Source organism: Streptosporangium sp. NPDC000396, assembly GCF_042898655.1.
GTDB lineage: Bacteria > Actinomycetota > Actinomycetes > Streptosporangiales > Streptosporangiaceae > Streptosporangium.
This window is the reverse complement of sequence record NZ_JBIAZA010000014.1, coordinates 116,630-135,767: the sequence shown is the minus strand read 5'-3', so window position 1 is coordinate 135,767 and position 19,138 is coordinate 116,630. Positions and strand designations below refer to the sequence as shown.

The following is a 19,138-nucleotide window of genomic DNA, read 5'->3' as shown; positions in this document are numbered from 1 at the left end:
GTGAACGACTGGCCGGCGATCACCGTAGTGATCCCGACCCGCAACCGCACCGGGCTGCTCCAGGAGACGATCGACTCGATCCTCGGCCAGGACTACCCGGGCGAGCTGACCTGCGTCACCGTCTTCGACCAGAGCCCGCCGGACGAGTCGTTCGCCGTCGACGGTCCGGGCCGCCGGGTCGTGGTGACCGCCAACACCCGCGATCCGGGGATCGCCGGGGCACGCAACACCGGCGTGCTTCTGGACGACGGCGAGCTGGTCGCCTTCTGCGACGACACCGATCTCTGGCTGCCGCACAAGCTGCGTTCGCAGGTGACCGCCCTCGGGTCGGGCCACTTCGCGACGTGCGGGATCGAACTGTTCAACGACGAGGTCGCCTTCGCCAGGTCGGTGCCCATGCCGAGGGTGACCCTGCGGGACCTGCTGCGCAAGCAGCTCCCCTCGATGCATCCTTCCACCTACCTGATGCGCCGTGAGGCGCTGGTCGACGGGTTCGGGCTGGTCAGCGAGGAGTTGCCCGGCGGATATGGCGAGGACTACGAACTGCTGCTGCGGGCCGCCCGGTTCGGGCCGATCACCAACCTGCCGGAGACGGGGGTGAGAGTCAGGCTGCACACCGCCTCTCACTTCTCCGTCGTCGAGTCCAGCGAGACGATCTCCTCGGCGCTGCGCTGGATGCTGGACCGGTATCCGGAGTTCGCGGGAGCGCCCGGCGGTTACGCCCAGCTCGCCGGGAAGATCGCATTCGCCGAGGCGGCCCTGGGGCGGCCTGCCCAGGCACTGCGCTGGATCGGTCGCACCGTACGGCGGCGCCCCTGGGAGCCCCGCGCCTACCTGGCGCTGGCCGTCACCGCGGGAGTGCCCGCGGGCACGATCATCGGCCGGCTGCACCGGATGGGGCGCGGCATATGAAGATCACCGTTATCCGGCCGGAAGAGCTCGGCGCGGCCGAGATCAGCGCCTGGCGCGAGATGCAACGGGCCACCCCGCATCTGGCCAACCCGTTCCTCAGCCCGGAGTTCGTGATCGCGATTGGCGCGGTCAACGCCGAGGCCCGGGTCGCGGTGATCTCCGAGGAGAGCGGGCCCGTCGGGTTCTTCCCCTTCGAGCGGCACGCCGGCGGGGTGGGCACCGCGATCGGCGCCTGGGTGTCGCTCTGCCAGGGGGTGATCCACTCGCCCGGCGCGGAGTTCGACGCCGAGACCCTGCTCAGGGGGTGCGGGCTGCACGTGTGGGAGTTCGGCTGCATGGTCGACGGGCAGCCGTGGTTCCAGCCGTTCGAGGTCCTGCGTCAGGAGGCGGTGGTCCTCGACCTCGCCGGCGGGTATCCGGCCTACCTGGAAGGGCTGCGCGAGCGTTCGCCCAAGTTCCTCAAGAGCACCCTCTACAAGGAGCGCAAGCTCGGCCGCGACATCGGCGAGCTCACCTTCGAGTTCGCGGTCCGCGACGAGGAGCAGTTCCGTCTGCTGCGGCGCTGGAAGTCGGACCAGTACCGGCGTATGGGCCGCCCGGACCGGTTCGGCAAGGCGTGGGTCGTGGAACTCGCCGAGCGGCTGCACGCGATCGACACCGGCGACTTCGCCGGGCCCCTGTCCATGCTCTACTGCGACGGCAAGCCGATCGCGGGCCATTTCGGCCTTCGGTCGGACAGGATCCTGATCGGGTGGTTCCCCGCCTACGATCCCGCCTTCGCCAAATACTCCCCCGGCCTGATCCAGCACCTGAGGATGGCCGAGGCGGCCGCGGCGATCGGGATCCAGACGATGGATCTCGGGATCGGGACCGGCTCGGAATACAAGGAGGCGCTGCGCAGCCGGGGTGAGCCGGTGACGGAGGGATGCGTGCGGCGGAGATCGGCCGGAGCGGCGGCACACTGGCTGCGCAGCACACCGATCCGGCGGGTGCGGCAGTTCATCCTCGACAGCCCTGTTCTGTACGGCGCGGCCGACCGGACCATGAAGCGCTACGGCGATCTGAGAAGCCGGATGAGGTCACGATGAGCTCCGCTCTCGAATCCACCATGCGCGCCCGCGTCGGCGCCGAGTGTCTTCACGTGCCCTCGGCCAGGTTCGGGCTCTACCTCGCCCTGCGCCACTGGTTCGGCGCCGGTGACCGGGTGCTGATCGCCCCGACCAACTGCGAGACCGTACTGTTCGTCGTGCTCGCGGCGGGACTGCGACCGGTCATGGCACCGGTGTCTCCTCTCGACGGCAACATCGACCTGCCGCACGTGGACTGGAGCGGCCTGTCCGGCGTGCTCACCACCCACTTGTACGGCCAGCCCGACCAGGTGGTCCGGCTACGGGCCGAATGCGACCGCCGCGGTCTCATCCTGATCGACGACGCCGCGCACGCCATGCTGACGACGGTGGACGGCCGCCCCGCGGGCACGTTCGGCACGGCGGGTGTGTTCAGCCTGGCCAAGCATGGCAGGGCGATGTCCGGCGGGTTCCTCGTCGTGGAGGATCCCGGCACGCTGCCGGAACTGGCCAAGCGACGTGACAGGCTGCTGCTCGGCGGAGGGCTGCGCGGCGAGCTTCTCGGCACGTTGCGCCCGGTGCTCCGGGAGACGATCTACAAGACCGGGCTGGTCCGGCCGATGTGGCGGATGCTCAGGGCTGTGGGCGCGATCGAGTGGACGGGGCACCGCTGCGCTCCCCGTGAGGACGAGCTTCGTGCGGCTCTGGAGTCACCGGCGGAGCTCGCCGCGCTCGACTACTGGCTCAAGATCGATCTTGACGACTGGAGAACGCGGCAGGGGCCGTTGCTGCGGCGCTATCTCCGCTCCCGCTTCCGGGTGATCGACCGGGAGCGGGAACGCAGGCTGGCGGGCGTCGAGCTGCTTCGCCGCCTGCCGTGGGCGGCGCGCGGCGTTCGCGAGGCGCCGGTCCAGCCACTGCTGCGCGTGCCTTTGATGGTGGAGGATCGCGATGAGGTCGTCACCCGGCTGGAACGGTACGGCGTCGTGCCCGGATTCGTCTACGATCCGCCGCTGGACGACTATTTGGATCTCGTCCCGCCCGGACCCAGCCCGGAGATCGCGCGCTGGTGGACGAGCCACGTGCTCCCGGTGGACCCGCTTCGCGCGCACCGTATCGCCACGCTGCTGACCAGGCTGAACGTCCATACCGTGGTCGAGCCCGGGATGGAAGCGTAAGGTCGGGGCAGCGATCTGCTCGCGACGCCGACGTCCCTCCTTACGCTCGCCATAACCGCCGATTGCCAGGATTTTCGTAGAAAAATTAATTAAAATTCAAACAAGCGGAAAGTCGCGATTCATGCTGGCCATAACCGGCTCGCCGGCACCGAGTGCCTGGACGATCACATGACCCCGCCCGCCAAGAGAAGGCACGCCCGGCCGGCGAAGCTCGCGGCGTCGCGATGGATCCCCGTCGGCCTGGTCGCCGCCCTCGTGGTCGCGGCCGGCGTCTACGTCTACGCCGGGCGGGAATCCGCGGGCGGCGGGACGCCGGTGGTGCCGGGGGCCCAGGTCGCGCCCACGTCGTGCGCCCCGACCTCCACGCTCGTGCCGCCCTGCGGCGCCTGGTGGGGCATGCACGTGCCACCGGACGGCGACCGCAGGCTGGTTCCCGACGTGACCGCGATGGAGAAGAGAATCGGGCGCAGGCTCGACCTCACCATCAGCTATCACGACATGTCCAACAGCGACGCCGGACGGTTCTTCCGGGACGACGAGAGCGAGCTCGGCGCCGACCGCATCCTGTTCCTCGGCTGGGAGTCGAGCATCTGGAGCGAGAACCTCGACATCGCCTGGCGCGACATCGCCGCCGGACACTACGACCAGGCGATCACCGACCAGGCCGAACGGGTGAAAAAGTACGGCAGGCCCGTCCTCGTCGGCTTCGACGGGGAGAAGGACCGGGACGAGAGCGGCCAGACCCCGCAGGAGTACATCGCGGCCTACAAGCGCATCGTCGACGGCTTCCGGCAAGCGGGGGCGACCAACGCGCTCTGGGTCTGGGGCGTCACCGGCTACTACCCGTTCCGGGACCGGTGGAAGCCCTACTACCCGGGTGACGCCTATGTCGACTGGATCAGCTACGACCCCTACAACTTCGCCTCCTGCCGGGGCGCGACATGGCAGGACTTCGAGGAGACCGTACGGCCCACCTACGAGTGGTTCCAGCAGAACGGCTTCTCGCACAAGCCTCTGATCCTCGCCGAGTACGGCACGGAAAGCCACAGGAGCGACCCGTCGGCACGCGCCGACTGGTATCGCGACATCCCGGCGGCGATGAAGGCGATGCCCAACCTCAAGGCGATCATCCAGTGGAACAACACCGACAAGGACGGCTGCGACTTCTCACTCACCGGCCCCGGTGTCCTGGAATCGTTCGCGGAGGCGGGGAAGGATCCCTATTTCCACCAGCCCGTCGCCCGGCCACCGGCGGCCGGGCAGTCCACCGGCTGAGCAGGCGCATCGGGTTCGAACGCCTACCGGGGCACCGTCGGATCCGGACGGGGGACGAAGAGGAACACCTGGTCGGCCCGGCCGGTGCAGGTGTGCTGGGCGAGTTCGGCACCGGCGTCGACGTCGGCCTCACCGCCCAGGAGGCCGACGCATCGGCCGCTGTGGACGGGGTGGACCACGAAACCCGCCGGGGAACGCGAGCCGGTCCGCTCCAGCCCGAAGCTCTGGTGAGCGGCCCCGGTGCAGTTCGCCGGACCGATCAGCGCCCCGTTGCCGCGGTAGGCCTGGTCGACCGTCAGGCAGCCGACGCCCTGAACGGGGCTGTGCCATTCGATCTGGTAGACGCCGTGCCCGACGGCCCGCACGTAGGTGTCGGGGGAAAGACCTCGGCAGGGGCGCTGGACGGCCAGCTCCCGGGCGGTGCGTTGGTTGCGCTCGTGCCCTTCGCCCACGCACAGGTCACGCCTGGCGATGTGGGAGGGCATGATCCGGTACCAGCCGTTGGCGAGCACCTGCCCCGGGGCGATGGGGGCCGGGGTCTGCGAGCTCGGCGGGTTCGCCGTGGACGAGCGTGGCGGGCTCGCCGTGAGGACGCCGGTCAGGAACACCACCGCGAAGCCGGTCACGGCCAGCACCGCCGCGATCCCCAGCACCACCGGCATAGGCCGTCGCCACCAGGGCCTCACCGCCGGATCGGCAGGACCCGGGCGTGCGGACTTCCCGCCCGCGGAACCCGGATCGGTGAGCTCCACGTCGGCGGAACCCGGGCGGGTGGGATCCGTGTCGGCGGAACCCGGGCCGGTGGGGTCCAGGCCGGGAGGATCCTGATCGGCGGGATCGAGATCGGAAGGACTCCGATCGGAGGAAGTCCGGTGGGGGGAATCCTCCCCGGAAGGGTGCGGGCGGGCGGGGCTCTCCCCGGACGGATCCCGGTAAGACTCCCCGGACGGATCCCGGTAAGAGGAGTCATCCTCGGAAGGATCCAGGCCGGGAGCGTGAGGGATGTCGTCCCGCCGGGACTCGGCGGGGGAAAGAGCGTCGTGGGCCTCCTCGACGGGCAACAGCGGTCGCGGAGCGGCGGAGACCGCGAGGTGCCTGCGAACGGAGACCCAGTGGGCGACACCCGCCTCCCCCACTCCGCAGGCCCGAACGAAGGCGGCCACCAGCTCTTCTCTCGGCAGCATGGCCCGGCTGAGCGCACCGGCCGCGGTGCTGGGGGGCAGGACCTCGCCGGACGCCTCCGCCTTGGCCGCGAGCTGCCGGTAACTCAGGCCCGACCACTGCCGCAGCCGTCCCAGCGCCATGACGAACTCCGCCGGACTCGTGGCGTCGTCCGGATCTGGAGGAGCGCTGGTCGAGTACGGCACGCAGCCCCCTGTTTGCCGATGGATGCTTGATCAGCGGAAGATTAACTGCATCCATGGCAAAACACCACCCTTCCAGTCAATGTGGAATCGCTTCCATTTCCACGTGACCGGAAGGGCGGCCGGAGTTCTTCTATTGTCCGTTTCCTATGAATTCGCGGCTGATCATTGGTCCCGGCGGGTGGTGTAGACGAAATCGCCGAGGTTGAATCCGGATTCCAGTCCGCCGTCGGCGTCCCACTGGTAGTGCACGCCGAGGTAGACCCGGCTGCGCGCGTTCTCCTCCGCCGCCGCGGCGAAACTGGTGAAGGTACGGCTCCTCACCGTGGCGTGGGGGTCTTCCGTGGTGGCGGTGAAGGTGAGGTCGTGGCCGAACCACCGCTGCATGACGCCGGCCCAGGCCCCGGCGAAGGTGGCGTGCCCGGAGACGTAGGCCGGGAAGGGCGGGGAGAAGGGCGTGCCGTCCCGGCCCTTCGACAGGGGCACCCAGGCCGGGTCAGCCGTGGTCGCCGCGTTGTTGTCGGTGTCCGCGAGCCTGACGGCGGACTCGGGCCGCCAGAGGTCGATCGGGGTGGCGTACTTCGCGTCCCAGGCCACGATCGAGGCGTCGGCCAGTGCCATGGAGACGAGGTTGAACAGCTCGGCGTTCTCGCTCTGCTTGAGCCCCTTCAGCTTCGAGACGGTGGCGGTGATGTCGAGCAGGTGCCCCGGCGGCTTGTACGTACCGTCGAGGTCGTTGGCCCAGAAGTGCGCCACCTGGGTCTGCTCCGCGGTGCGGGTCGTGGAGGTCGCGGATCCGAGTGACTTGACCTCGTTGACCTGCGAGGCGTACTCCGGGCTGCGCAGGAGCTGGTCGTAGGAGGTGAACCCGGCCGGAGGCCGGGGCCGGAACTGCGTGGCCGACGTCATGGCGAACGGCCTGAGCCGCGCCCAGTTCGGATTGAGCGCCGCCGTCGAGCCGGTCGGACGCCAGGATCCCGGAACCCCGTCCAGTGTGTAGGCCGGGTCGAAGGCCGACGCGTCCCCGGAGCGCTCGGCGATCATCAAGGCGGCGATCTTCTCTCCGTCCGCCTTACCACCCGCGATGTAGGCGGGATTCACCCAGGAAGGGATCTGGGAGGTCGCGGTGTTCAGGGCCGACGTGAGGTCGTAGTCGGGAAACAGGTGCTTCAGGACGCCGTAGGCGGCGGCGTCCATGGTGGCCTCGATCGAGTCGTTCGGGTTCTGCTGCGTGATCCGAGGCAGGTAGGTTCTCGGCGCGGCGGGCCAGTTCGCGTCGTGCACGGCGATGTTCATCATGGCCGCGGCCCGGGCCAGCGTTCCGGGGGAGGCATCCGCTCCCCTGCGGGAACGATAGATCTTCAACAGGACGTCGTTCCAGTGCAGAGCGTGATCGAATGAGGACGCCTGCGGCGGTGGCCCCGTGACCGCCGCAGTCGCCGCCCGCGGCACCGCGGTCGTCACACATGCGGCGACCAATGTGGCGGTGACCAGACCCGCGACACGTCCTCGAGTGAACGATCTCTTCAAGTGCGACCTCCATATGTGGCCCGAATACCGACATGGCGGCAACAGGGAGAAACAGGAGGATCGTGAGTGACATCGAGGAAAGTCCGCAAGATCATCGCTGTCCCGGACAGTGCGGAACGGTACCGCTCCCTTCAGGCAGGAGCCACGCTCACGGGGCGGCGAAAGAGGATGCACGCGGAGTAAAGTTTGGGCCAAGCGATCGCATCGACTGGGCTGGGAAAGGATGCGCGTGGAGGGCAGGAAGGCCGAAGAGGTAATCGACGAAACGATCACCCGCCCGACAGGACGATCGGCCTCCGATTCGGCCCCGCGCCCCGGAGATCCCAGCGAGGCCGCGGACTCCGAGAAGACCGCGAACCTCAGGAGACCCGAGAGAGCCGGAATCCCGAGGAAAGCCGAAGGCGGCGAGGAGAAGCCGCCGGAGAACCTGGCGGTCGTCGCACCGGACGTCGAGGACGTCGAGGACTCCGGCGCCACCGTCACCTGGCGCATCCCGAACGTCGACGGAAAGCCGTACCGGCCGCGCGGAGAGCGGCACGAGGAGCACGAGAAGCCCGAAGACGAGCGCGAGCGCCAGGACAAGCGCGCGGAAGGACACGAAGACGAGCGTGAGGAGCGAGCCGCGGGGCCGACCCTGTCGGTCGTCGTCGTCAGCGGCTCGCCGGACTCGCGCCTCCGCCTTTCCGCCCTGATCAGGGCGTTACGCGCGCAGCAACCGGCTCCGGAGGAGATCGTGCTGGTCGTCGACCACTGCCCCGAGCTGGTCACGTGGGCCGAGGCCACGCTTGAAGGCGTCGTGGTCGCGCACAGCCAGGAAGCCGTCGGCGCGGCGGCGGCATGGAACCTGGGGCTGGCGAGCGCGCGAGGAGACGTGGTCGCGTTTCTCGACGACGACTCCTTCCCCGAACCGGGCTGGACCGCCTCCCTCCTGGCCGCCTATGCCGACGACGACGTGATCGGGGTTCGCGGCCGGATCGCGGTGCGCTGGAGCACCGGCAAGCCCGACTGGTTCCCCACCCAGCTGGGGTGGGTGCTGGGGGTGCCGTGCACCGGCTCGCCGTCCGAGCCGGGTCCGATAGACGACCTGTACGGCAGCGCCCTGTCGTTGCGCCGCGAGGTGCTGTCCGAGGCGGGCGGCTTCCCGGGAGAGCCGGACCGCCGGCCCGGCGGCGGCTCCGGCCTCGCCGGAGGGACCGCGACCGAGCTCCGCTCCCGCCTGCGCGATCTGAGACCCGAGGCGAAGCTGCTCCACCAGCCCTCGGCGATCGTGCGGGTGAACGTGCCGGCGCACCGGGCCCGGTTGTCCTATTTCCTGGCCCGGTGCGTCGCCGAGGGCCGATCACACGCCGGCGTCCCGCGGCGGACCGTCGGCCGGGAAGGGCTGCTGGCCCATCTGGGCCCGGTCAGGGCCGGGCTGCCGAGGGCCCTGTTCCGGGCCGTCACGTTCACCGGGCCGGCGGAGGTCAAGGGCTGGAAGGCCCTGCTGGTGATGTTCCTCGGTCTGGCGGCGGCCAATCTCGGCTACGCGACCGGGCGGCTGCGCACGACGCGGACCGACGGGGCGGCACGGCGGGCCGGCGGCGTGACGTGGTTCCTCGCCCGCACGTCGCTGCCGATCGCCACCGTGCTCTGGGGGCTCTCGCTCCGCCAGGTCAACCTCGACGACATGACCGACCTGGGACTGATCACGGTCCTGCCCGCCACGTTCTGGATCGCGATCGTGGTCATGGTCGTCGGGTTCGTCGCCCTGCTCGGCGACCGGCAGGCACTCGAACTCTGGCACACGGGATACACGCTCGTGCTGATCGCGGTGTTGCACGCGACGCCCGCCCTGCTCTACCCGTCCCTTCGCTACTCGTGGGCGTGGAAACACGTCTCGGTCATCGACTACCTGATACGGCACGGCGCGACCGACCCGGAGATCAGCCCGCTGTCCGCCTATCACCAGTGGCCCGGGTTCTTCTCGTTCTTCTCGCTGCTGACCGAGGCCGCCGGGCTGGAGAACGCGCTCTCCGTCGCCGTGTGGGGACCGGCCGTCTTCAATGTCGCGATGCTTCTGCCGCTGCTGTTGCTGTTCCGGACGGTGACGCGGAACCGCCAGCTGGTGTGGGGCGCGGTGTGGGTCTACTTCTCCTGCTCCTGGGTCGGGCAGGACTACTTCTCCCCACAGGCCACCACACTGGTCCTGTATCTGATCGTGCTCTCGGTCGTGGTGAGACGCTTCCGGCGCGGACCGATCAAGGCGGGCGACGATCCGCAGGGGCTGGCCGCGGAGCCGCCGCCCGTCTCCGGCACCTCCACCCGTCTGCTCTGGACGCTCATCCTGATCATCCCGATCGTGGCGATCGCCTCGTCCCACCAGCTCACCCCGCTGGTGCTGACGGTCGGCCTCGTCGCCCTGTTCATCCTGCGGCGGCATCGGAACCTGGGCATCCTGCTGGTCACCGGCATCACCGTGGTGACATGGGACGCCGTGTCCGCCTGGCAGCTTCTGGAGAGCAGGTTCAGCGACATCGTCGATTCGCTCGGCGATGCCGGCGGCAACCTGGACGACGGTTTCATCGCCCTCGGAGCGGCCTCCCCGGGGCAGGTGATCGTCGCCTACGCCGACCGCGCGCTCTCGGCCGGACTGTGGCTGCTGGCCATCGCCGGCGCGGTCGTCCGCCGTGGCTGGCTGCGGCGGGCGGGTTTGCCGCTGCTCGCGATCGGCCTGAGCCCGTTGCTGTTCCTCGCCGCGGGAAGCTACGGCGGCGAGATCATCTTCCGCGTCTACCTGTTCACGTTGCCGCTCACGGCGTTCCTGGCGGCGGCGCTCTTCCTGCCGGTCCGCCGGGGCTGGGTCCGGGCGCTGGTTCTTCCTCTCGTCTTCCTGCTCATGGTCACGGGCTTCTTCTTCGGCAACTACGGCAAGGAACAGACGAACTACTTCACCGCGGACGAGGTCCGGCTCGTCCGGCAGATCCACCGCGTGGCCCCGCCCGGCTCGCTGATCGTGGCGCCCACGTTCTTCCTTCCCGCGGCATACGACTACTACGAGCGCTACGACCACGCCTGGCTGGATGAGTTGCCGCCGTCGCGCACCGCCGTACGCGGCCTGCCGAAATACGTCCCCACCCTTCCCGAGCTGGTCCGGAGCCCGTTGCCGTCGCTGATCAGCCTCATGTCCAAGGTTCCGCCCGGGGCCAGGGCCTACCTGGTGATCAACCGTGCGCAGAAGGCCGCCACCGAGACGGCGGGGATCTTCCCCAAGGGGACCGTCGACCGGCTGAACCGGGAGATCGGCAAGTCAAGCCGTTTCAAGGTGCTGACACGCAACTCCGGCGGCACCGTCTACGAGTTGATCCCGGCGAGGACCCCATGAACACCTCACGCTGGCCGACGCTGCTGCTCGCCGTCTCCGGATGGCTCGCCCTGCTCGCCACCCAGGCCGCGGGCGGCGGTGTCCTGCGCGTCGCCGTGTCGCTGATCTTCCTGCTCACCTGCCCGGGTGCCGCCGTGCTCGCCCTGGTGCACCCGTTCCTCGGCCCTCGTGACCACACGGGTGACGCCATGGAGAGCATGGCGCTCACGCTGGCGATCAGCGTCGCCCTGGGCATCATCGTGAGCGAGGCGTTCTTCCTGAGCGGCACCTTCACGATGCCCGCCGCGATGGCGACGCTGGCCGCCATCACCTCGGCCGCGGCTCTGGGCTCGTTGCTGACCGCGCGGCGCGCCCGGCGGGGTCCGGCCGGACGCGCGCGAAAATAGCCTCGCCAACGGACTACCAGGTCACGTGGCCACGCCAGGAGACCGAGGAGCATAGATCCATCAGATTAGATGCATCAAGTTTGATGTATCTAATCTGATGGATTATGATCGAAGCAGAACGAAGCGGTTGTCCCCCGAACGGAAGGGTCTCCAATGAACACCACGAAGACCGGCACACTGCCCGTACCGGGCGCCACCCTCTACTACGAGGTCCGCGGCACCGGCCCCCTGCTGCTCATCTCCCAGAGCGGCGAAGGTGACGCCCGGCGCAGCACCGACCTGGTCGACCAGCTCGTCGAGGACTACACGGTGGTGACCTACGACCGCCGCGGCCTGTCACGCAGCACGCTCGACGACCCCGCCCGGGGGGTGACCATGGAGGAGCACGCCGACGACGTCCACCGCCTGCTGGCCGCCCTCACCGACGAACCGGCACTCATGCTCGGCTGCAGCCTCGGCGCCTTCATCGGACTCCACCTCGCCGTCGCCCACCCCGGGCAGCTGAGCACCCTGATCGCGCACGAGCCCGTCGCGCCGCGGCTGCTGCCCGACGCCGAGCGGGTCCACCACGAGCGCGAGCTGGCCGGCATCCAGGAGCTCTACCACCGTGAAGGCCTGGCCGCGACCTTCAAGGAGGTCGCCAAGGTCCTCGGCATCAACCTCGCCGACCCGGACGTGGAGCCGGGCCTCACCCCCCAGCCGATGACCCCCCAGCGGACCGCCAACTTCGCGTTCTTCCTCACCCACGACTTCACCGCGATCCTGCGCGACACCCTGAACGTCGCCGACGTCGCCGCCCTGAAAGACTCACCGATCCGCATCGTGCCGATCGCCGGTCGCGCCACCCCGCGCACCGTCTTCGACTACCGCTGCGCCGAAGAGCTGGCGGGCCTGCTCGGCACCGAGATCACGGAGTTCCCCGGTGGCCACAACGGCAACACCACCCACCCGAAGGCATACGCGGCACGGCTGCGCGAGGTCCTGCGCGGCGCGGCCTGATCCAGGACAGGTCGTGGTGCCGCGCCCATCGAAGACAGCACGCACACCGGTCCGGTCACCGCACCGTGACCGTATCCCCGACCGGATGAGCGCACCGGCGAAGCACCGGACCAGACCCCACGCGACGACTTCGAAGCGGCGCAGGATCATGTGTCGTCATCGCCGGGACTCGCTCCGCAGCTCGGCCAGCAGGATGCCCTGATCGGCCAGCATCTCCGTCAAGATCCGGCGCGCGGCGCGCAGCAGCTCCACCACATCCGGGGTGGACAGCGCGTACATCACCGTCGTGCCCTCACGCGCGGCGATCACGATCCCGGTCCGGCGCAACACCGCCAGCTGCTGCGACAGGCTGGAGGCCTCGACGTCGATCTCGGCCAGAAGATCGCGCACCGGCAGTGGACCATCCTGCAGCAGCTCCAGCACCCGGATCCGGACCGGGTGTCCCAGCGTGCGGAAGAACTCAGCCTTGGCCTGATACAGCGGCACCGGCATGATCACACCCCCGGCCTGCTGTCGCCGCGCCTCCGCTCCGGGCTCGACACCCCTTTGCGCACTCGCTCATATCGTGCAGTCCCCTGACCACGGAATCCGCCCGCCGCCTTTACCTCTATGAAGGCATGAAGGCATCTGGAAGATGCAGACTCATTAAAACCACACATTGCGGTGATACGCGACATCGGTTCTCGCGTCGCCACCGGTGGCGACGCGAGAACCGATCACAGGCGTTTCACCACGCTCTGCGACCTTTCAACCCTGTCTCCTTCGGCGGCGATTACCGAGGTTCTCGGCTTGCGTCCACGAGAGCGATATTTCATCTAGTAGTTATATCGCTGTCCGGGCTGTCCTCCATCGGTTCCTCACAAGTCGAGGGCTTCCTCGATGGAGCGGAGCGTGTGCCGGGCGAGCGCCAGGTTGGCCCGCTGCCGGTCGAGGGCGAGATAGAGGAAGAGCCCCTTGCCTCCGCGGCCGCTCACCGGACGGATGACGTGGTACTGCGAGTCGAGCGTCATGAGGACGTCCTCGATCGAGTCCTTGAGTCCCAGACTCTCCATGGTCCGCATCTTGGCCCTGATGACCTCGGTGTTGCCCGCAGCCGCGACCTGCAGATCGAGACTCTTGGACCCGCCGAGCATGCCGAGGGCCATCCCGCTGCCGTAGTCCACGATCACCGCGCCCAGAGCGCCGTCGATCGTCATCATCTCCTTGAGGGAGATGTCCATGCTGGCCATTGCGTCTCCTGTCACTGGGTTCGGACATGCACTGACGGTCGACCGACTCACCGCAACCTTCCCGCGGCCCCCGACCGGCTTCCAGGCCTGCGGGACGGTCTTGACCGTGGGCAACGTGGGAGCTTTTCCGGCTTCGGACCACGCCGCCCGGCCAGCGTAGACATGCACTGGACACCCGAATTTGATGTGAATAGTTAGAGTTGAAGAAATCATCAACCGCATAGGACTTCATGCATGCTCAGGCGGAGAGACTTAATCTCACGCGAACGGCGGCGAGTGACGCTCCACACCGCACGAAACTCCGCACAGCAGCAATGAGCTTTGGCTTCCTCAAGAACGCGAAGCTGGAATGAATAACATTCGCGTTATTCCGCCCGCTTCACATGATCATGGTTCGGGTGCTCGGCCCGCGCGTCAGAGACCCTCATCCGGCGCCCGGTGCGCCCTCGGCCGACGCGTCAGAGACCTTCGTCCAGTGCCCGGTGCGCCCTCGCGACCAGCGTCGGCACCGAGGCGCCGATCTGCTCGAAACCCTCACCGACGGTCTTGCCCTGCATGAAGCGGGCATGGATGCCCTCCACGATGACCGCCAGTTTGAAGTTCCCGAACGCCACGTAGAAATCCAGGTCGGCCAGGTCGGCCCCGGACACCCGCGCGTAGTGCTCGGCGAACCGCCTGGTGTCGAGGAAACCCGGGGTGAGCGTGATGTCGCCCGCCACCGGGATGGAGGAACGCTCGATGTCTCCCGGGTCCTGCCAGTAGGTCAGGGTCAGGCCGAGATCGGCGATCGGGTCTCCCAGGGTCGACATCTCCCAGTCGACCACCGCCAGGATGTCGGGGTCCGCGTCCGGCGCGAGCCGTACCAGCGTGTTGTCCAGGCGGTAGTCACCGTGCACGAGACCGGACGGGGAGTGGGCCGGGAGGCGCCGGTGCAGGCGTGCGGCGAGCCGGTCGTATTCGGGGAGGTCACGGGTCTTCGACCGCGCCCACTGCTGGCCCCAGCGTTCGAGCTGGCGGGCCATGTAGCCGTCGGGGCGGCCGAAGTCGCCCAGGCCGACCCCGGCGTAGTCCACGGCGTGGATGGCGGCGAGCACCTCGGCGAGCCGCTCCGACAGCGCGCGGGCCTGCGCCGGCGACAACTTGGTCTCGTCACGGTTGCGGACGGCTTCGCCCTCGACATGGCCCATCAGATAGAAGGGCGCTCCGATCACGTCCTCGTCGGTGCAGAGCGCGACCGGCTCGGGCACCGGGACCGCCGTCTTCGCCAGCGCCGAGATGACCCGCCACTCCCGGCGCATGTCGTGTGCCGTGGGCAGGACGTGGCCCAGAGGAGGACGGCGCAGGACGAGGGGGCGGGCCTGCGTGTCGATCCGGTAGGTCAGGTTGGACCTGCCGCCGGAGATGAGAGAGACCCCGACGGGCTCCCCCACGTCGGCGACGTTGGCGGCCATCCAGGCGACCAGGCGGGACCAGTCGATGCCGGGTGTGCTCATGACCCACCATTAGAACGCCACTCGCCTTCATTGACCAGCCGAGGTCCGGATCAGGTCGGCGACTATCGCGACACCCCGTCTGACATCGGCGAGCGAGGCGGAGCCGTACCCGATCACCAGCCCGTGCCTGCGCACCTCGCCGTAGTGGTGCCGGGCGGCGGTCGAATCCAGCAGCACACCGCGCTCCATCGCCCTCCGCAGAAGGGACGGGATGACGTCGGCCGGCAGCTCGACCATGACGTGCAGCCCCGCCGTGTCGCCCGTGACCATGGGGCCGAGAACGTCCACGATGGCGGCCCGGCGGCGGGCGTACTCCAGCCGCATGCGGCGCAGGTGCCGTTCCAGGTCCCCCCGCTCCAGCAGTACGGCCACCGCCTGCTGCGCCGGGCCACTCGTGCGGTCGCCCAGGTCGTCGCGGGTCCGGGCGACGGAGGCGAGCAGATCCGGAGCGGCGACCAGCCAGCCCACGCCGATGTCCGGGGCCAGGGACTTCGACAGCGTGCCGAGCAGGACGACCCGGTCCGGGTCCAGGCCGTGGAGGGCGGGCAACGGGGCGACGTCGTAGCGGAACTCGGCGTCGTAGTCGTCCTCCACGATGATCGCACCGGTACGGCGGGCCCAGGCGAGCAGGCGTTCCCTCCGCGGGACGGGCAGGCGCCCGCCGAGGGGATATTGGTGGGCGGGGGTGGTGTAGAGGACGCGCAGATCGTCGGGCAGCCCCTCCACGACGACGCCGTCTCCGTCGACCGGGCAGGGCACGACCTCCGCTCCCCGCGCGGCGAAGACGTTCCGCGCGACACGGTAGCCGGGGTCCTCGACACCCGCCCGGTCCCCGGCACGCAGAAGCGTGGCGGCGATGAGATCGAGGCCGTTGCCGGTGCCCCGGGTGACCATGACGTTCTCCGGGCCCACGGGGACCGCCCGGGTCCTGCGGAGGTGCCCGGCCAGGGCCTCGCGGAGCCTGAGCAGGCCGTAGGGATCGGGATTGTCCCCCGGCGGCAGGTCGGCCGCCTTACGCCAGGCCCTGCGCCAGGCCGCCTCGTCGTAGTCACGGACCCACGGCTGGCCGGGCCGCAGATCGATCATGGTCTCTCGCGCCGCGCCCGGGACGTGCGCGGCGGGAGGCCCCGCGACCGAGGCGCCGTCCGTCCGGGGCCCGTCACCGCGCCCCCGCCCGGCGGCGGCTTCGGCGGCGCCGCGCCCCGAGGCGCCGTCCGGGGTGCCACTCGAAGTGCCGTCCGGGGTGCCGATGGCCAGATCCGCCACGTAGGTGCCCGAGCCGTGACGGCCGTCGAGCCAGCCTTCGGCATAAAGCTGCTGGTAGGCCTCCGTGACGACGGTGCGGCTGATGGCGAGCTGGCGGGCGAGGGCGCGGGTGGAGGGCAGACGTTCACCCGATTTGAGGGTGCCGTCGCGCATGGCGGCGCGGAGCCTGTCACCGAGCTGGACGGTGAGGGCGATGGGAGCCTCCCGATCCACCGAGAGGGGCAGGTCGACGGAGGTACGCGGCAAAGTGGTCTCCCGAAAGCAGCAAGAAGTGGATGTGTTCTCGATGTCCACTTCTTCCTAGGTTAGTGGCATGCTCTCTACGACTTCCCGCACCACTCTCGGCCGCGCGAAGGACCGGGGCCGGACCGGCCGTGAAGATCTGTACGCGGTGCTGGACGCCGGGCTGATCTGTCACCTGGGCGTCGTGATCGACGGATCCCCGATGGTCGTCCCCACCGGCTACGGCCGGATCGGCGACACCCTCTACCTGCACGGGTCCACCGGCGCCACCTCCCTGCGAGGCACCGGCGAGGTCTGCGTCACGGTAACCCACCTGGACGGCGTCGTGCTGGCCCGATCGGCCTTCCACCACTCGATGAACTACCGCTCCGCCATGATCTACGGCCGTCCCCGCCTCGTGGAAGACCCCGAGGAACGCCTGGCGGGCCTGCGCGCGCTCACCGAACAGCTCGCCCCCGGCCAGTGGGACGCCACCCGTAAGCCGAGCAGGAAGGAACTCGCCGCGACCACCGTGCTCGCCCTCTCCCTGTCCGAAGCGTCGGTGAAGGTACGGCAGGGCCCGCCGGTCGACGACGAGGAGGATTACGCGCTGCCGGTCTGGGCGGGGGTCCTGCCCCTCCACACGACCTGGGGAACTCCCGAACCCGACCCCGCCATGACCGCGGACCTGGACGTTCCCGAGCACATCGCGTCTCGAACCATAGCCATGAAGTAAGCATTCTCTGGCAAACCAGGCCCCCAGATCACACGTCTCATAGGGAGGACCTTCACCCGGAACGCTGGAGGGGCGGCGATGGCAACCGGCGAATGGAACCTTCCCGGATACACCGAGCTGCGCCGGCTCGGTGCGGGCGGTGGCGGCCGGGTGGTGCTCGCCCGGCACGACGAATCGGGCGCCCAGGTCGCGATCAAATATCTGGCGGAGCGTCTGAGAGACGATCCGCACTTCCTCGCCCGCTTCAGGACCGAGGCCAGGCTCCTGGTGGAGCTGGTCGACGAGAACGTGGTCCAGCTCTACGAATACGTCGAGGTGGCCGGGGGTGCCGCCATCGTCATGGAGGCCATAGACGGCGTCTCCCTGCGGGAGTTGCTCCGCGAGCACGGCTCGACCGGCCCCGAGGCGGCCCTGGCCGTGCTCAAGGGCTCGCTCATGGGGTTGAGCGCCGCCCACCTGACCGGGGTGGTGCACCGGGACTACAAACCGGAGAACGTGCTCGTCCGGTCAGACGGCGCCAGCAAGCTGGTCGACTTCGGCATCGCCGTACAGGCCGGAGAGGCCGACCGTCCCGCGGGCACCCCGCCCTACATGGCGCCCGAGCAGTGGGCGGGCGGCCCGGCATCCCCGGCCACGGACGTCTACGCCGCGACGGCGGTCTTCTTCGAGTGCCTGACCGGGCACCGGCCGTACCGGGCGATCGATCCGGCCGTGCTGATGCACCAGCACCGCAACGCGCCGATCCCGGCGGAGGAGGTGCCCGAGCCGATCAGGGCGCTGGTCACCAGGGGCATGGCCAAAGATCCGATGGACCGGCCGGCCACCGCCGCCGGATTCGTGGTCGAGCTGGAGGCCGCGGCCGTCGCGGGATACGGCCAGGACTGGGAGGAGCGGGGCAGGCACAGGCTGGCCACGCTGGCCGCGCTCCTGCCGCTGCTGTTCCGGGTCCATCCCCCTGAGCCGAGCACCGGGACCACATTGTTCCGCACGGTGCTCGGCGCACTGCAGAAGAAGGCCGCGGGTGTCGCGATCGGGGCCGGGCTGGTGGTGATCGCGGGTGGCACCAGCGCGTACGTGCTGGCCGGTGCCCGAGCGCCGGAGGTCCGGAGAATCGAGACCGCCGCCGCCCAGCCGTCGCCGTCCCCGTCGCCCGAGCCGCCGGGCCCGGCGACCTTCTCACCGGCGCCGTCTCCCTCCGAGTCTCCTTCCACGGCCCCCTCCGAATCGCCCTCCGCGAACCCGGGAGGCGCCGGGCCCACCGCGGGGCCGTCCGGCGGGCCGTCGGCCGAACCGTCGCCCTTCCCGACCGGCACCGGAACGGCGAGACCGCCTGTCAAGACCCCGAAGCCCACTCCCACGGTCACCGCCTCCCCGTCTCCGACGCGGTCCCCGGAGCCGACCCCCAGCCCCTCCCCCACCCCGACCCGCACACCCTCCCCGAGCCAAACGCCGACCCCCAGCCCGTCCCAGCCGGAGGTGCGAGGGGTGGACGTGCTGCGGGCCGGCGTCGACGCGCGGGGGGCGGCCGTGGTCTCGGTCGCCGTCACCACGGGAAACTCCCAGCGAGTGAGCCTGAACGTGGCCTTCCGGGTCGGCCAGGCGGTGCAGCGGGCGGTCGTGCCGCTGTCCGGGGAGACGCGCTACACGCGGACGTTCAGGTTCGCCTTCCCCGGGGCGGCCTGCGGATCCACGTGGAACGTGGTGGCGACGACCGACCCGCCGGGCGGCTCCGGCAGCGCGAGCGGCCGGACGACTCCGTGCGCCGAGCCGACACCCGAGCCAACGCCCAAACCGACGCCCAAACCGACGTCGCCCCCCGAGCCGACGCCCAGGCCGACCGCGACCCGCACCCCCCGGCCCACCATCTCGACGCCCAAGCCGACCGCGACCCGCACCCCCCGGCCCACCATCTCGACGCCCAAGCCGACCGCGACCCGCACCCCCCGGCCCACCGTCACCCCGAAGCCCTCCACGAGGGTCACCGACAAGCCGTCCGACGGCACCGACGAATCGGAAAACGACTGATCGTACCCACCTCGCGTGGTTGATTCATGATTGATGACCAGAATTCCTTGGTCTATCGCTAAGCTACGGTCCGTCTGTTATGGGTGGGGGCCCAG

The 19,138-nt window shown here is 69.6% G+C and carries 15 protein-coding genes; 9 read left to right on the top strand and 6 right to left on the bottom strand.

What is annotated here, in order from left to right:
• The 4 genes from ACFY2X_RS23460 (at position 1) to ACFY2X_RS23445 (ending at position 4,432) form a co-directional block, all read left to right on the top strand.
• Positions 1 to 912 (top strand): glycosyltransferase family 2 protein, encoded by a 912-nt coding sequence (locus ACFY2X_RS23460; protein WP_389941019.1) that lies wholly within the window; start codon positions 1 to 3, stop codon positions 910 to 912.
• Complete coding sequence (locus tag ACFY2X_RS23455; protein ID WP_389941017.1) at positions 909 to 2,000, top strand: GNAT family N-acetyltransferase; 1,092 nt, start codon at positions 909 to 911, stop codon at positions 1,998 to 2,000. The genes ACFY2X_RS23460 and ACFY2X_RS23455 overlap by 4 nt, the downstream gene beginning before the upstream one ends.
• A complete protein-coding gene (locus ACFY2X_RS23450) occupies positions 1,997 to 3,157 on the top strand; it encodes a DegT/DnrJ/EryC1/StrS family aminotransferase (RefSeq protein WP_389941015.1) in 1,161 nt (386 codons plus the stop codon). The genes ACFY2X_RS23455 and ACFY2X_RS23450 overlap by 4 nt, the downstream gene beginning before the upstream one ends.
• A 168-nt stretch (positions 3,158 to 3,325) precedes the next feature.
• Positions 3,326 to 4,432 (top strand): glycoside hydrolase family 26 protein, encoded by a 1,107-nt coding sequence (locus ACFY2X_RS23445; protein ID WP_389941013.1) that lies wholly within the window; start codon positions 3,326 to 3,328, stop codon positions 4,430 to 4,432.
• A 23-nt stretch (positions 4,433 to 4,455) separates the two neighbouring features.
• On the opposite strand, the gene ACFY2X_RS23440 is transcribed toward ACFY2X_RS23445, so the two are convergent.
• Positions 4,456 to 5,799 carry a hypothetical protein gene (locus ACFY2X_RS23440; protein WP_389941011.1) on the bottom strand — a complete coding sequence of 448 codons (1,344 nt, stop codon included), beginning with the start codon at positions 5,797 to 5,799 and terminating at the stop codon, positions 4,456 to 4,458.
• Between the two features lie 162 nt (positions 5,800 to 5,961).
• On the bottom strand, positions 5,962 to 7,326 hold the full coding sequence (locus tag ACFY2X_RS23435) for a vanadium-dependent haloperoxidase (RefSeq protein WP_389941009.1): 1,365 nt from the start codon (positions 7,324 to 7,326) through the stop codon (positions 5,962 to 5,964).
• Positions 7,327 to 7,555: 229 nt separating this feature from the next.
• Between ACFY2X_RS23435 and ACFY2X_RS23430 the strand changes: the two genes are divergently transcribed.
• The 3 genes from ACFY2X_RS23430 (at position 7,556) to ACFY2X_RS23420 (ending at position 12,072) form a co-directional block, all read left to right on the top strand.
• Entirely contained in the window at positions 7,556 to 10,687 is a 3,132-nt protein-coding gene (locus ACFY2X_RS23430) for a glycosyltransferase (RefSeq protein WP_389941007.1), read from the top strand.
• Positions 10,684 to 11,073, top strand: a complete 390-nt coding sequence (locus ACFY2X_RS23425; protein ID WP_389941005.1) for a hypothetical protein — start codon at positions 10,684 to 10,686, stop codon at positions 11,071 to 11,073. The genes ACFY2X_RS23430 and ACFY2X_RS23425 overlap by 4 nt, the downstream gene beginning before the upstream one ends.
• Before the next feature lie 153 nt (positions 11,074 to 11,226).
• Positions 11,227 to 12,072 (top strand): alpha/beta fold hydrolase, encoded by an 846-nt coding sequence (locus ACFY2X_RS23420; protein WP_389941003.1) that lies wholly within the window; start codon positions 11,227 to 11,229, stop codon positions 12,070 to 12,072.
• Positions 12,073 to 12,228: 156 nt separating this feature from the next.
• Here the strand turns inward: ACFY2X_RS23420 and ACFY2X_RS23415 are convergent, their stop codons facing one another.
• The 4 genes from ACFY2X_RS23415 to ACFY2X_RS23400 form a co-directional block, all read right to left on the bottom strand.
• Entirely contained in the window at positions 12,229 to 12,564 is a 336-nt protein-coding gene (locus tag ACFY2X_RS23415) for an ArsR/SmtB family transcription factor (RefSeq protein WP_389941001.1), read from the bottom strand.
• A 365-nt stretch (positions 12,565 to 12,929) separates the two neighbouring features.
• Positions 12,930 to 13,301 carry a hypothetical protein gene (locus ACFY2X_RS23410; RefSeq protein WP_389940999.1) on the bottom strand — a complete coding sequence of 124 codons (372 nt, stop codon included), beginning with the start codon at positions 13,299 to 13,301 and terminating at the stop codon, positions 12,930 to 12,932.
• Positions 13,302 to 13,759: 458 nt separating this feature from the next.
• A complete protein-coding gene (locus ACFY2X_RS23405) occupies positions 13,760 to 14,794 on the bottom strand; it encodes a phosphotransferase family protein (RefSeq protein WP_389940997.1) in 1,035 nt (344 codons plus the stop codon).
• A 27-nt stretch (positions 14,795 to 14,821) separates the two neighbouring features.
• Entirely contained in the window at positions 14,822 to 16,306 is a 1,485-nt protein-coding gene (locus tag ACFY2X_RS23400; RefSeq protein WP_389940995.1) for a PLP-dependent aminotransferase family protein, read from the bottom strand.
• 67 nt (positions 16,307 to 16,373) lie between these two features.
• On the opposite strand from ACFY2X_RS23400, the gene ACFY2X_RS23395 reads away from it, so the two are divergent.
• Entirely contained in the window at positions 16,374 to 17,018 is a 645-nt protein-coding gene (locus tag ACFY2X_RS23395) for a pyridoxamine 5'-phosphate oxidase family protein (RefSeq protein ID WP_389940993.1), read from the top strand.
• Between the two features lie 78 nt (positions 17,019 to 17,096).
• On the top strand, positions 17,097 to 19,043 hold the full coding sequence (locus tag ACFY2X_RS23390) for a protein kinase (protein WP_389940991.1): 1,947 nt from the start codon (positions 17,097 to 17,099) through the stop codon (positions 19,041 to 19,043).
• The last annotated feature ends 95 nt before the right edge of the window (positions 19,044 to 19,138 follow it).

What these genes read in the sequence shown, in the direction of transcription:
- ACFY2X_RS23455 (WP_389941017.1), top strand. Translation starts at nt 909, where the DNA reads ATGAAGATCACCGTTATCCGGCCGGAAGAGCTCGGCGCGGCCGAGATC.
- ACFY2X_RS23450 (WP_389941015.1), top strand. Translation starts at nt 1,997, where the DNA reads ATGAGCTCCGCTCTCGAATCCACCATGCGCGCCCGCGTCGGCGCCGAG.
- ACFY2X_RS23445 (WP_389941013.1), top strand. Translation starts at nt 3,326, where the DNA reads ATGACCCCGCCCGCCAAGAGAAGGCACGCCCGGCCGGCGAAGCTCGCG.
- ACFY2X_RS23425 (WP_389941005.1), top strand. Translation starts at nt 10,684, where the DNA reads ATGAACACCTCACGCTGGCCGACGCTGCTGCTCGCCGTCTCCGGATGG.
- ACFY2X_RS23420 (WP_389941003.1), top strand. Translation starts at nt 11,227, where the DNA reads ATGAACACCACGAAGACCGGCACACTGCCCGTACCGGGCGCCACCCTC.
- ACFY2X_RS23415 (WP_389941001.1), bottom strand. Translation starts at nt 12,564, where the DNA reads ATGCCGGTGCCGCTGTATCAGGCCAAGGCTGAGTTCTTCCGCACGCTG.
- ACFY2X_RS23410 (WP_389940999.1), bottom strand. Translation starts at nt 13,301, where the DNA reads ATGGCCAGCATGGACATCTCCCTCAAGGAGATGATGACGATCGACGGC.
- ACFY2X_RS23405 (WP_389940997.1), bottom strand. Translation starts at nt 14,794, where the DNA reads ATGAGCACACCCGGCATCGACTGGTCCCGCCTGGTCGCCTGGATGGCC.
- ACFY2X_RS23395 (WP_389940993.1), top strand. Translation starts at nt 16,374, where the DNA reads ATGCTCTCTACGACTTCCCGCACCACTCTCGGCCGCGCGAAGGACCGG.
- ACFY2X_RS23390 (WP_389940991.1), top strand. Translation starts at nt 17,097, where the DNA reads ATGGCAACCGGCGAATGGAACCTTCCCGGATACACCGAGCTGCGCCGG.